At 58.3% G+C, this 13,377-nt stretch carries 8 protein-coding genes; 3 read left to right on the top strand and 5 right to left on the bottom strand.

Annotation, left to right across the window (positions count from 1 at the left end; translation table 11 throughout):
* Nucleotides 1–259: 259 nt before the first annotated feature.
* The 4 genes from CA51_RS18745 to CA51_RS18730 form a co-directional block, all read right to left on the bottom strand.
* Nucleotides 260–3,019 carry a tetratricopeptide repeat protein gene (locus tag CA51_RS18745; RefSeq protein ID WP_145122732.1) on the bottom strand — a complete coding sequence of 920 codons (2,760 nt, stop codon included), beginning with the start codon at nucleotides 3,017–3,019 and terminating at the stop codon, nucleotides 260–262.
* Nucleotides 3,020–3,242: 223 nt separating this feature from the next.
* Entirely contained in the window at nucleotides 3,243–5,534 is a 2,292-nt protein-coding gene (locus tag CA51_RS18740; protein ID WP_197451306.1) for an ABC transporter permease, read from the bottom strand.
* Nucleotides 5,531–6,499, bottom strand: coding sequence for an ABC transporter ATP-binding protein (locus CA51_RS18735; RefSeq protein WP_145122730.1), 969 nt, complete (start codon nucleotides 6,497–6,499; stop codon nucleotides 5,531–5,533). The genes CA51_RS18740 and CA51_RS18735 overlap by 4 nt, the downstream gene beginning before the upstream one ends.
* Before the next feature lie 100 nt (nucleotides 6,500–6,599).
* Nucleotides 6,600–7,043, bottom strand: coding sequence for a hypothetical protein (locus tag CA51_RS18730; RefSeq protein WP_231745778.1), 444 nt, complete (start codon nucleotides 7,041–7,043; stop codon nucleotides 6,600–6,602).
* Nucleotides 7,044–7,200: 157 nt separating this feature from the next.
* Between CA51_RS18730 and CA51_RS18725 the strand changes: the two genes are divergently transcribed.
* Together CA51_RS18725 and CA51_RS18720 are read left to right on the top strand one after the other, a co-directional pair.
* On the top strand, nucleotides 7,201–8,175 hold the full coding sequence (locus CA51_RS18725) for a sensor histidine kinase (RefSeq protein WP_197451305.1): 975 nt from the start codon (nucleotides 7,201–7,203) through the stop codon (nucleotides 8,173–8,175).
* A gap of 77 nt (nucleotides 8,176–8,252) precedes the next feature.
* On the top strand, nucleotides 8,253–8,999 hold the full coding sequence (locus CA51_RS18720; RefSeq protein WP_145122729.1) for a response regulator transcription factor: 747 nt from the start codon (nucleotides 8,253–8,255) through the stop codon (nucleotides 8,997–8,999).
* A gap of 62 nt (nucleotides 9,000–9,061) precedes the next feature.
* On the opposite strand, the gene CA51_RS18715 is transcribed toward CA51_RS18720, so the two are convergent.
* Nucleotides 9,062–11,578, bottom strand: a complete 2,517-nt coding sequence (locus CA51_RS18715; RefSeq protein WP_145122728.1) for a DNA internalization-related competence protein ComEC/Rec2 — start codon at nucleotides 11,576–11,578, stop codon at nucleotides 9,062–9,064.
* 328 nt (nucleotides 11,579–11,906) lie between these two features.
* Between CA51_RS18715 and CA51_RS18710 the strand changes: the two genes are divergently transcribed.
* Nucleotides 11,907–13,355, top strand: a complete 1,449-nt coding sequence (locus tag CA51_RS18710; protein ID WP_231745777.1) for a sialate O-acetylesterase — start codon at nucleotides 11,907–11,909, stop codon at nucleotides 13,353–13,355.
* The last annotated feature ends 22 nt before the right edge of the window (nucleotides 13,356–13,377 follow it).

Raw genomic sequence — 13,377 nt, 5'->3', positions numbered from 1 at the left:
GGACAGCCCTCCCCGAAAAACTTGCTCGGCGCTCGTTTTTCGACCTTTGCGGCGTTGCCGGGCGGGTGAAGTTGCGCGTTCTTCACCCTCCCCAAACGCAGTTTGCGGGGGAGGGTCGAACGAGCGCTGCGTTGTTCGGGGAGGAGAGTCCACGGTGTAAAACTGTGACGGTGTGATCTTGTGATGTGCCCTCGTCAGAAAGCTCGCTCAACGTAGCTTCCAACCCTGGCTGGTTTCGTCCGACGGGTGCACCGCTGTCTTAATTGCCACCGCGAAAACGTTTCAGTTGTTCGTGCAGATGGTAGTCGTCGGGCACATCGATCAGGCAATTCTCTTCGATTTGGATCGCTTGTTCGACTTCGCCCATCCGAAACAGGACTTCGGCGAGCGTGTCGCGATACGAATAAGACTCTGGAAATTCGGAGACCGCCGACATCGACAGTTCCAACGCGCGGTCCAGGTGGCGATTGTGAATCGCCGCGACCCAAGCGATGTTGTTCGCCATGTTGGCGTTCTGCGGGAATTGGGTCAGATGAGCATCCGCTCTTGTGAAAATCTTGTCCAGGGTTTGGTCGGCGAATTGGATGTGGCCTTGTTCACGCAGCTGCAGCAACTGTTGCTCGGCGAAATCGATGTTCGCGGGGCTGGCTCGCAGCGCCTGATCCATCAGTTGATTCGCTTTGTCGATGTCTTGATCCAGGATCGCTTGCCGGGCGGCAGCTTGGTAGTGATCGAACACGATCCCTTCGTAGGAGCCCATGTCACGCAACATCGTGTTGCTTAACGTACGGTCCAGTAGACGCAGGTTGAGATTGGCGATCTCCTGAGGCGATTGGTTGTCTTCCAGTCCCAACAGGAATCGGATCGCGCGGTAGTGATACGAACCGGCAGAATTCTCTGGCGTGTCGCGAATGACTTTGTTGGCAAATCGCTTGGCATTGGCCACGTCGTCGAACTGGCTGTAAGCGATCGCGATATCGAAGTATTGGCCGGCATCGAGAGCCAGCATGTCGAGCCTCTTGGCGATCTGTTGAGCTTCATCCTCCCAGCCGACCAGTTGCCGCGACTTCGACAAACCGACAAGCGTCTCGGGATGGTTGGGGAAACGTTCCCAGACGTTTTGGTAGAGGTCGGCTGCGGCGCGGACGTTGCCCTGTTGAAACAGACGCCAGGCGAGAGCGATCGCGGCATCGTAGTCGTTATGTTGCGCGGCGAGTTCAAAAAACGTAGTCGACCAATCGTCGCGAGCGTACGTTTGGAAGAACTGAGCAATCTCGCGGCACAACACCGCGTTGAACTGACCATCGTCGCTGTCCAGTTGATCGTACAACCAGGTGGCCAAGCGATTCAGATCGATGCTGCGGTTCCAGCCCGCCGGCAATTTTCCGTGCGACAGATCGATCAAAACGCGAGCCCGCTGTGGTACCGTCCAGCTTGGTTCCAGCTGGCCCAGGGCGTGCCAAAGTTCATTCCCGGCCGACGTCCCGAACAGCGTAGCGGTCGCTCGCCCGTCGCTCGATGGCATCATCAACAGCGGCTCGGCAAGCTCGATCGCAAACCTTGGATCGTTGCGTTGCAGCACGGTTTCAATCACTTCCAACCGCTGCTGAATCCCTTGGTTACGCGTCAGAGCAGCAACGCGTCGCAGAGCTTGTCGCGCGGCGGGGGCATAACCCAATTGATAGGCCAGTGAGCTCGCCGCCAGGCAGCGTTCGAAGGCTTGTGTATCGGGCGTCCGCAGATCGTCGTCCCGTTCGTAATCGCTCTGTTGCCGCGCCTCGTCAGCCAGTTCCAACAGGCCCGGTTCGAGCCGCGCCGGATCGACGCCGAGAACTTTCAGGGCACGCTCGTATTGCGTTTGATTCACCAACAGTTCGGCTGCCTGCAACGGCAATTGGTGCGACAGGATCTCGATCGCTCGGTCGGAGCGGTCGACGGCAATCAAGATCTCCGCCGCTTCAAACACCGCCGTCGTCAGATCGCTGCGATACCGCCGCGATTCCTGCTGCAGCGTATCGACCGCGCGATTAAATTCAGCCGAGGAAACCAGTTGTATCAGCTGATTGACCGCCGCGTCGCACTGTTCGACTTGTTGGCTGCGATGCAGTCCAACCACTTCCAACGACAACGCTGCCGATTTTTTGCGACACTGAAGCAGGTAGGTCGCTGCGTTTTGCGAGTTGTCCAGATCGGTTGGCACCGGCAGTTCGATCGTATCGGACCAGACCCGCGCCGACTTGACCAAGCCGTTCCAATTCATCGCCGCCAATTGCAATCGCGCCGCCAGTTCCGGATTCTCTTTCGCCGCAATCTGGATGGCTTCGGCGTGCATGCCCATCGTCCAGTGAATAAAGACTTCGACCTTTAAACGAGTGGCGGGTTGCATCGCGTCGGCGGTGCTGGGAAGCGCCAGGCACTCGTCGCGGCTGTATCCCATTTGAAACATCATTTGGCTGCGGCGAAGCGCCACGATCGGCATCTGCGACATCTCGCCTAACAGTTCGATGAACGCTTCGGACAGGCCGTGCTGCAAAGCTTGGTAGGAGAGCGCAGGGAAGTTCTTTAACAGATCGATCTGCACGCGTTGCTGGAAGGCTTTGGATTGCGATTCGCGAAGGGCAACGTTCAAGCGACTCAACTGTTTCGCCGAGATCAGATCGGCCAAGCTGGGCGAGTTGTCGGAGCCGTTTCCACGCAGCAGGCTCGCCAAGCTCTCAGGTGTTTGTTGACGAATCCCCAGCTTCCACTGCTCCTGAATCCAACGCGCCCGCAACCTTACCTCGGGGTCGTCGCTCTGTTCGGCCGCCTGGACCGCGGCTTCATTCCCCTCTTCCCACATCCGATGCATCGCTGTCTGGCGGTCGGAGTATTCGTCGCTGGATAGCTGTTGTTGCAGCGGTTCGGCTGGCTCGGAACCTCGCGTCGACTGAGCCAACGCAGGCGTTACAGGCATCCAACACAGGATCAGAACCGCGGCCGGTAACCAGCTTCGTTTGGGGTGCAGCAATCGCAGGATCATCGGAAACATCACCAAGTGTTACGATTCGGGAAATTGGCGTGCCGAGTAGGCGTTCATCTATCGTAACGCATCGCGGCGGAAACAACAGATGAATCGAGACGCCTCAAACGGGCTAAGCTGTGTTTCAATTTGAGTTATCAGCCGCTACCGCGATCGCTCGAGCCGGCTGATTCGCGTAAGTGGGCTTTCAAAAAATCAAGCTCCGCCGGGACCTCGGAACTCACTAAAAGTCTTGTCGCGAGACGTAATAACATCCACAGCCGAGCATCAACAGAGTGAAGACCCCGCAGTTCAGCAGCGGTTGCCAGATCTTTAATATCCGGCGGTCGTATGCCAAATCGACTTCCGATGGTGGCCCCGCTTCGATCTCACGCTCGCCGATCACGATCCCTTCGACTGTTTCTCCCAATTCGCCAGGCTTGGGGAAGACAGCATGCAGCGGTCGTACGATCCAGTCCTGGACGATCCGCCAGACGTCGCGTCCGGGTTGCCATTGCTGGATCACCTCGCCGGTGGTGACGTCGAGCGTCAGTGCGCGGTCGAGATCGTATGCGATCAATAACTGCTGCGAATCGATCCAATCGAGACTGGTGATCGATCCCTGCTTTGGAACCGAGACGCTCAGTGGTTTGCCGGTCGACGTGTCGAACAATTGGACTGTCTTGTCGGCAAATCGGATCGCAACCCGATCGCCTCCGTCGGCGGGCGTATTCAGTTGAGTCGGTTTTCCGACGGTGTCGAGCGGAACGTCGTGCAGTTTTTCGAGCGATTGCAGATCGTAGATCTCGACGCCCGAGTCCTCCCTTGCAATGACAAGCTGCCGCGCGGTTGCGGCGATCGCTGCGCGTTGGTTCGCCGCTCCAGACAGGTTGATCTCTCGATCGATCGTCAGTTTTTGATCGTCGCCGGCGACCAATCGGATCAGGCGGCCGCGAGTGTAGACAACAAAGGACTGCGACGTCGGCACACCAGCGACACTCATCGGCGTGTCGAGACTCAGATCGGTCGGGCTGATCACCGTAAAGCCGGCGGTTTCCGATTTCAGCATCGACAACAAACCCGAGAGCATTCCGGTGGCGGGAGCTTCGGTCGATTCGGATTCGAGCGTGTTGCCGGCGCGGGAGATGCCTCGAGTTCCGTACACGATCAACGATCCGTCGGCACCGGCGAACATCTCGCGGGTCCCCGGCGGCAGTGAGATCCCGTCGATCGGTTTCCAGTTCTCCTGTTCGGTCAACAGTTGCAAGGTGTCGTTGCTTCCCGAAAACGGATTGAATCGCCCGCCGCGGATCTGGGCGACCAGAACCTGCTGGGCTTGCGGTATCACCAGCGGTCCCATCGCTCGCGTACCGCTGCCAAACTCCGCTTCCAAAACCGTCTGCCAGTGCGAATCGGATTGGCCGTACCGAATCACTTCTCCCTTCTGCGTCGTGGCAAACAGGTCGCCGTCGGTCTCAGCGATCTGTCGGATCGTCGCGGGTTGAGCGACAAATTGGTCGAAGATCTCGTGGGTGACTTCGACAAGAAAACAGGCCATCCAGAAGATCACTGTCACGGCGATCGATACGATCGCGTTTCGCCAGATCAATCCCGCCACGGCGGAAACGCTGTAGTAGACGATAAACAGAAAGACGAACAACGGGATGCAGAGCAGCAGGTTGTGGTTCCAGATCTGCAAGCGAAAGCCGACGATCAACCAAAGTCCAACGATCATCAACGTGATATTGACGAATACAAACGAACATCCGCCAAGGAATTTGGAGAGGAACAACAGCGAGCGGCCGATCGGTTTGCTGAGCAGCAGTTGCAGCGAACCGCTTTGGAACATTTCGGGGATGATCGATCCGGTGACCAGGATCGCGATAAAGACACCCAGCACGCCAAGCAACAGATTGACGATCAACGGGAGCGCGATCTTGTTGAGGATTTCGACGAACTGAGTTCGCGTGAGCACAAACGCATCGGGGAAATCGAACATCGCATACCGCAGTCGGACCGAATCGCCCGATCGCGGATGGAACGCTCCCGGCAGAGCCGCTTCCAATCGCAAGCGGTTCCGCCGACGCTGTTGAACCTCGTTCAGACTCTCCGCGTCGGCTTGGTCGAGTTCTCGCAGTTCGCTCAGCCGTGTCGTCGATTTCCAAAGCTCCGCGTCGTACCAATCCTGTTCATCCAAAAGATTGTTTAGCCCGTCGAGAACCTCATGCGTTCGCAGGCGTTTGACATTCGGTTTGCCAGCGTCGCGGAGCCGCGTTTGCAAGTCGGGATCCAACGCGTTGACGACTTGCGATGCCGCCGTATCACGCGTCGAGCGAGCCGAATTTTCCAGCAGCGACTTCAGCCGCTGGCTGCTGGTGACGTCGAAGCGTTTGAATTGCGTGGTGACTTCGTCGCGAAGTCCCAGCGGCGCAAGGACGGCTAGGAAGACGAAGACGCCTAACGAGACGATCCACAGAACGCGTGAGGCGAGCGCTTCGCGAAACGCGTCGGTGACAACGGCGATGTACGGTTTCACAATGACTCGAGCGGTTGAGGCTGGACCAGAGAGAGGAAGATTTGTTCCAACGTCGATGAACCGCGTTGGATTTGATGGATGCTGGCACCAGCGCCGCGCAACAGGTCGACGATCCGATCCAGTTCGCTTTGCGGGCATTCGTCGACAAGCAAGCGTTGCAGATCGGGATCGATCGCTTCGGTTCGGACCGCGGCCTCGCCTTGGTTCAGCGCCGCGACCGTTTCGCTAGACAAGCGGCTGACGATCAATGTCGCCGAGGATCGGCCGTTGGTGCCGCGGAGATCATCGATCGAACCGATCGCTTTGAGTTCCCCCTGAGCCATGATCGCAAACCGGTCGCAGATCATTTCGACCTCTTGCAAAATATGGCTGTTCAGGAAGATCGTTTTGCCCTGGCCTTTGAGTTCATTAATGATGTCGCGGACCTGCGAACGGCCCAGCGGGTCGAGCCCATCGGTCGGTTCGTCGAGGATCAACAGGTCGGGATCGTGCAGCAGGGCTTGGGCGAGTCCCAGTCGCTGCCCCATCCCCTTGCTGAATCCGCGGACCGATTCGCGATCGCGCTGTCGCAGGCCGACGAGATCCAACAGTTCATCGCTGCGGCGAGCGATCTGTTGGGAGGACATCCGACTCAGCCGGCCGTAGAAATTGAGCGCCGTTCGTGCGGTGTGATGCTTGGCGACACGTAGGCTTTCGGGCAGGTAACCGACTCGGCTGCGACTGGCTTGGCTGCCGGCAGCGTGTCCCAGCATCGTCGCGGAACCCGCCGACTTGTGGACGATTCCCAACAGGATCTTGATCAGTGTCGTCTTGCCCGCGCCGTTGGGGCCCAGCAGACCGAAGACTTCGCCGGGGCGGACGTTTAACGAAACGCCGCGCAGCGCCTGTTGCCCTCGTCTGCGAAAGATCCCCGAGCGATAGGTTTTGCGAAGGTCTTGGATGTCGATAGCGTGATGCGATTGCACGGTCGGCCGATATCTGCGTGTTGCGAAGCTCTGAGAAATGCACCGAGCGATTCGCTCACGTTTGCATCCTAATACCCGGTGAGATCAAGAGAGAGAGAAGCTAGCCGATCAAACGCGAAGCGACGTATGCCAAGTAGGCTGCTCCGACGCCAAAGGTTCCGGCGATCAGCATCCGGATCGACGGGTGACGCCAGGAAAAACGGGAGGGAGTGTGATGGTAGATCTCGCGAAAACGATCGCGTTGATCGGGGGCATCGAAGACACCATCTTCGACAAGTTCTTGCAGCCCATATTGCAGCGAATATTCGATCACGCCGTAGACTCGCACGCGGCGATCGTCGCTCGAAAACGCTCGTCCTTCGAAGTACCACAATTGACGACCAAATTGCTCTTCCGTCTCCAGTTGGTCGTCAACACAACGCAATCGCTCGACACGCGACTGCTCCACATCAAATTGCCCGCGCTGCAGCGAGCGGCGACAATCCGCCGCTACTTGTCGAAGCGTTTGTTCGGAATAATGTTGTTTACTGGCATGTGATGGCATCGGCTGTCCCTCCAAGGATCTGCCAACGAAATATGCTGAGAGTCGATCCAGACCTGATCCCCGACCCGCTATTATAGAGAAGGCGATTCTTTCACGTCACGCTTGGTTTTGAAAAATCGTCCCGTTTTCCGCCTCTTTCCCTCTCGCGAATCACCGCATGTTCGAGCGTCGCAGTATTAAATGGCCTGTCATCCTGGGCGTCGTGATGATCCTGTTGGTGGTCACGTTGACCGTTGGCTGGGTGATTTTGACAGTTATCGGCGGACTAAAAGACCCTGAGAGTGCGCCGATCTATTGGGTCAGCTTGAGCATCGGGGCGGTGCTGTTGGTCTGCATGTTGGCCGGCGTGATCGTCTACCTGACGGTAACCGTCAAAGCGATCAAACTGAATCAACGGCAATCGAACTTCATTGATAGCGTGACGCACGAGCTGAAGAGCCCGATCGCGAGTTTGAAGTTGTATCTACAGACGCTCAGCCGACGGCAGGTGACCGAAGAACAGCGGCAGGACTTCCATCGTTTCATGATGGAGGATGTCGAACGTTTGGATAACCTGATCAACCATCTGCTGGATGCGGCTCGGTTGGATCGCGAAGCGGAACCGAATCCGGCTGAGGACTGTCGCGTCGATCAGATCCTGAACCAATGTGCACACGCGGTCTGTCTGCGATATCGGCAACCGTTGGAGACGGTGACGGTGCATGCCGAACCGGCGACGATCACCGCCCCGCCGGTCGATCTGGGAATTCTATTCCGGAATCTGATCGACAACGCGGTCAAATACAGCGGTTCCCCGCCGGAGGTGATCGTTCGCTTGCGGCCGATGTCCGCGGGCAAGTTGTGCATTCGGATCACCGACAACGGGCCGGGGATTCCGAAGGAGCTGCGGCGGAGAATTTTTGGCCGCTTCATTCGCGTCGGCAATGAACTGGAACGAGCCAAGCCGGGGACTGGGCTGGGACTGTATCTGGTCCGGACGTTGGTGAAGTCGCTGCGCGGCACGATCCGTGTCGAAGATCGTCGCGGGACGACGGGGACCGAATTCGAAGTGATCCTGCCGGGGCTGCGGATCGAACCTCCCGAGAACGAACCGCCGGAACAATCGCATGTCGCACCGACGGCGCTGCTGTAACGCATCGACGGTCCCTATCGACCCGGCACTCAATCCAACACAATGGCGACTCCGAAACCGCGCAGACAAAGAAGGCAATGAAAGGTTCCACTCATATATTGATCGTCGAAGACGAAGAACACCTGGGGGTTGGCATCAAGTACAACCTGGAACAGGAAGGTTATCGTGTGACGCTGTGCGCCGATGGGCCGACGGCGCTGAAGTTGATCGAACAGATGCCCGAATCGATCGACCTGATGGTTCTGGATCTGATGCTGCCCGGAATGAGTGGCTACACCGTTTGCGAAACCGTCCGCGACTGGGGGCTGACTCTGCCGATCTTAATGCTGTCGGCTCGCACCTTGGCCGAAGATCGCACCCGCGGTTTCGATGTCGGGGCGAATCAGTATTTGGCGAAGCCGTTTGACCTGGACGAACTGCTCAGCCGCGTGAAGAACCTGTTGCAGCTGTCGCGGCCGAATCGAACGCCGCGAAAACCGAAACCCGAGCCGGTCAAAGAGGTCCGTTTTGCGACGACGTTCGTGAACTTCGAAACCTTCGAGGTCGAAGTTGACGACAAACCGGCGCGGATGACTCCCAAAGAGCTTCGCCTGCTGAAGTACTTCGTCGAAAACGAAGGCCGCGTGATCAGCCGCCAGGAATTGTTGACCGAGGTTTGGGAGCTGCCCGGGCAACTGCAAACCCGCGCCGTCGATCAGTTTATCGTGCGGTTGAGGAAAGTGTTTGAAGTCGATCCGTCGAACCCAAGGCATCTGCTGACGATCCGCGATGCTGGGTATCGGTTTGTCAAAGAACCAGCCGACGCGGATGACAGCGAGGAGTAAGTTCTCGCAGGCCAGCGGCAAGCTAATGGCAGGCTGCGACTGGCGGCGGTCGGCGCTTCGTTTTATCCGCCCTTGGGCCAAGGGTTCTGCCGCCACGAGCGGACCACGATTCCATCTCGGGCGATGCTAACCCGGATCGCTCCGTCGCGGTGAGTCACAAATCCGCGGGCTCCCGTTTCGGTCAGTATCTTCCGCACCCGCGGTCCCGCGGCGCGCTTGCCGCCGCTGGCGATGACGACCGAGGGATCGGCCCACTGCAGGATCGGAAAGATATCCTGCGACAGGCTGCCGTGATGCGGTGCCATCAGCACGCCGCCAGGTCGCGGTCGCGATTGGATCAACAACATCGCGGTCCCCGGTTGTTCCAAATCGCCCGGCAGCACGATCGTGCGATCGAAACAATCGATTCGCAGCACGATGCTGTTGGCGTTGTCCTTTCCCGGAAGATGTTTGGCTGGTGGATGTAGCGCCGTGACACGGCAATGAGGTTGCTGCAACAACAGGTCTCCGGCCGCTAGGCTTTCGATCGGGATCCCTTTGGCTTTTAAGACCCGACCGACTTCTGCGATCCCTTGCTGTTTGTCCTCGAACAATTCGTGAGATCCCACGACGCGTGCGATCGAAAATCGTTCGGCTAATCCGGCGATCGCGTTGTAGTGGTCCGAATCGGCATGCGAGACGATCAGGCCGTCGAGATGCCGAATCCCTTCGCTCCAGAGGACAGCTTCGATCGGCCAGCGAGCGAATGCCGGATCGCCTAACCGGCCCGCGTCGTACAACCAGTTTTCGCCGTTGGGAAACTCCAGTAGGACGCTTGTTCCGTGCCCGACATCGATGAAGGTCGCGATCATACGGTCGGGATCGGCTCGCCGAGTTGCCAGCCCTATCGCGACAGCAAACCAGAGAGCGGCACAGGCCATGACTGCAGGTCTCTTATATCGATGGGGGATCAGAAACGCTGTGGCGACGATCGCAAGATAGAAGACTGGCAACATCCAGTGCGGTGGCGAGGGGAGCCAGAAGAACGCGCCGTCGATGTTCGCCAATCCGTCGACCAGGCGAACGATGATTTGCAGCGACCTACTGCAGATCTCTCCCGACACATCACCCAGTGGGAGCCAGATTCCGCCCAGCACCGCGGTCACCAATCCCGAGACGAGGGCCACTGTCAACGGGATCCACAACAGAACGTTGGCGATGACCGATATCGGTGTGATGACGTGGAAGTGGTGCCAGACGATAGGCAGTCCGATGATCCAAATCCAGAAACTTATCGAGATCAGCTGGCGGATGCTCTGCCACGCGGTTTGCCCTAGGGCCAGTAGCATCGCCCAGCGGCTTTGCAACAGTTCATCCAGCGGGTCCAATTGAGGCCGCGGGTCCGGCAGACCGCTGCACAATACGATCGTCGCGACCGCGAGAAACGAGAGGTGTGTTCCGATCTGGCCGATCGACAATGGATCGATCAACATCAGCAAGACCGCTGCGCTGGCCAAGGCGTTCAACGGATCGGAGCGTTTGCCGATCAAGCGGCCGATCAGAAAGATGCTGATCAACGTCGCCGCCCGAACGACTGGCGGTCGCGCTCCGGTGACAAGCATGTAGGCCAAACAGACGCCGATCACAAACATCAGGTTCGTGGTTCGCGAACCGCCCAGAAAGATCGCCAGCCAGGAGGCTGCAATCGCCACGATGCCGACATGCAAACCGCTGACAGCCAACAGATGGATCGTGCCGGTTTCCAGTAAACGATCTCGCATCGATCGGTCGACAGCTTCGCGGCGACCTAAAACCAGCGCCTCGGCGAGCGGAGCTTGCTCCGGTTTCAGGTTCGCCGTAAGCGCCAGTTGACCACGATTTCCAATCGCATCGATCGCGCGGCGTAGCGACCAATTGCCTGCAGCGACGACGTCGATTTGCGCGGGCGAATCGACGTGCATGCGAACCAGTTGGCGACGCGCACGATAGGCCTGTTGCAAATCGACCTCGCCCGGATTAGACGCGGCGGGAATGCGTTGGGCGTGGCCTGCAAAACGAATTCGATCGCCGTACAGCAGGCCAGTCACCTCGCCATCGACGATCACTCGCGCTGTGCCGCTGGCGGCGCGGTAGCTGGCCCCATCGCGAACGGCCACCACTTCGATCCTCATCAGCGATTGCCACGCCTCCGCCGGATGTTCGGATCGCTGTTCGGCGAGCACATCGGGCCGCCGTTGGATCGGGGAGCGGACGATCGCTTCGACCCAGATCGGTTGCCAAGCGTCGCTCAAGAAACCCGCCAACGTTTGGCGTTCGTATTGGTACAGTTGTTGATGGTGATAGAAGCCGAAGCTGCCTGCGGTTGCCAGCAGGATCGCTGCGATGCGGAGCGGCTGGCAGACCCAAGCAATCGTTAGCACCGCGATCGCGACGGCGACCAGCAGCGGCCAATGGTCCGACGAAATCCCCAAGCGATGATCGGCCAGGATCCCGATCAAGCCGGCCACGGCGATCATCAGCATCGGTTGCCGTGGAGCGTTGAGCAAACGCGTCTCTCGCCCCAGTCGCGCTGGGCAACCGGGGCTGTGCTGCGAACTCATGGTGCGATATCCCGCGCGGCCTGAAAAAACAAAGCCTGTGCCGAGGTCGGCGTGCCGGATGCGCACGCTAGGTTGAGTATAACATCTGCGGATGCCCGGACGGCAGTTTTCAAGGTTCCGGCGCGACGGGGGGGAACTGCGAAAAACGCCTCGCGAAAACAGGGGGACCGTTTCTTTTCGGTTTTGAATTCGTTATCGTTTCAGCGACAGTTTTTTCCCACCTTCACAACCTTCAGAGAGCTACGGACCCACAATGACAAGTGACTTTCCGAGTATTCGACGGGCAATTTTCGGATTGCTCGTTTCCGCAACCATCGCCACCTCCGCGATGGCTGACGTTCGCGTGCCAGCGATCTTCGGCAGCAACATGGTGTTGCAACGCGACCAAGCCAATCCCGTCTGGGGCTGGGCTGAACCGGGGGAAGAGGTCGTCGTGACGATTGCCGGTCAAACCAAAAAGACGAAGGCCGACGATCAAGGCAAATGGCGCGTGACGTTGGACCCGCTGACTTTGGGCGACGCCAAGACGATGGTCATCGAAGGCAAGAACCGACTGGAGTTCACCGATGTCCTGATCGGTGAAGTTTGGTTGTGCAGCGGCCAATCGAACATGCAGTGGGCGGTCGATCAGTCGAACGACGCCGACCTCGAGAAGATGACGGCCAATTACCCTCACATTCGACTGATCACGGTCCCACGCGTTGGCGTGCAAGAACCGCAGGACAACTTTAATGGCGAGTGGCTGCAGTGCACCTCCGATACCGTCGGGTCGTTTTCGGCGGTTGGGTATTTCTTCGGCCGTCAATTGCACCAATCGCTGGGTGTGCCGATCGGTCTGATCGACAACGCGTGGGGCGGTTCGTCGTGCGAAGCTTGGGTGAACCGCGATCTGTTGGAGGCGGACGAAGCTTACGCGCCTTTGATGGAGCGTTGGAGCAACGAAGAAGCGAAGTTTGAAGAATTGAGCGCCGCCGATTCGGACGACGAAAAACAGGCGAAGCAGTTGGCGAATCTTAAGAGTCGGATGACGGGGCAGCATCGTCCCGGCAACCTTTACTGCGGCGTGCTGCATCCGATCTTGGGATACGGGATTCGCGGTGCAATCTGGTACCAAGGCGAATCCAATGCTAGCCGCGCGTACCAATATCGCGACCTCTTTCCGTTGATGATTCAATCGTGGCGGGACGAATGGAAGCAGGGCGATTTCCCGTTCTACTGGGTTCAATTGGCCGACTTCCGCGACGAAGTCAGCGAGCCTGGCGACAGCGACTGGGCTGAATTGCGCGAAGCGCAAACGATGACGATGGACCGTTTGCCCAACACCGGCGAAGCGGTGATCATCGACATCGGCGAAGGCCGCGACATCCATCCACGCAACAAACAAGATGTTGCCAAACGGTTGGCTCGCTGGGCTTTGGCGAAGGATTACGGACTGGAGATCGAACACCAAAGTCCACGTTACAAATCGGTAGAAACCGAAGGGAACAAGATGACGCTGACGTTTGATCACGTCGGCGCCCAAGGCCTTTATACCTTCGACGTCAAGCATCCGATCGGCTTCACGATCGCCGGCGAGGATCAAAAGTTTGTCGATGCCCAAGCGAAGCTGGTTGGCAAGGACAAAGTTGTTGTCTGGAGCGATGAGGTTTCCGAACCGGTTGCCGTACGTTACGCCTGGGCCACCAACCCGGTTGCCAACGTAACAGCTCGCAACGGATTGCCACTGACTCCGTTCCGCACCGACGATTGGAAGGGTGTTACCGCCGACCGGAAATAGGCAGTAACATCGACCGGCCGAC

This window comes from Rosistilla oblonga, assembly GCF_007751715.1.
Classification (GTDB): domain Bacteria; phylum Planctomycetota; class Planctomycetia; order Pirellulales; family Pirellulaceae; genus Rosistilla; species Rosistilla oblonga.
This window is presented reverse-complemented; position numbering and strand designations above follow the sequence as displayed.

Bases quoted from the DNA above. Each gene is read 5' to 3' on its own strand.
- CA51_RS18730 (WP_231745778.1), bottom strand. From the start codon at position 7,043: ATGCCATCACATGCCAGTAAACAACATTATTCCGAACAAACGCTTCGA.
- CA51_RS18715 (WP_145122728.1), bottom strand. From the start codon at position 11,578: ATGAGTTCGCAGCACAGCCCCGGTTGCCCAGCGCGACTGGGGCGAGAG.
- CA51_RS18725 (WP_197451305.1), top strand. From the start codon at position 7,201: ATGTTCGAGCGTCGCAGTATTAAATGGCCTGTCATCCTGGGCGTCGTG.
- CA51_RS18745 (WP_145122732.1), bottom strand. From the start codon at position 3,019: ATGATCCTGCGATTGCTGCACCCCAAACGAAGCTGGTTACCGGCCGCG.
- CA51_RS18720 (WP_145122729.1), top strand. From the start codon at position 8,253: ATGAAAGGTTCCACTCATATATTGATCGTCGAAGACGAAGAACACCTG.
- CA51_RS18710 (WP_231745777.1), top strand. From the start codon at position 11,907: ATGGCTGACGTTCGCGTGCCAGCGATCTTCGGCAGCAACATGGTGTTG.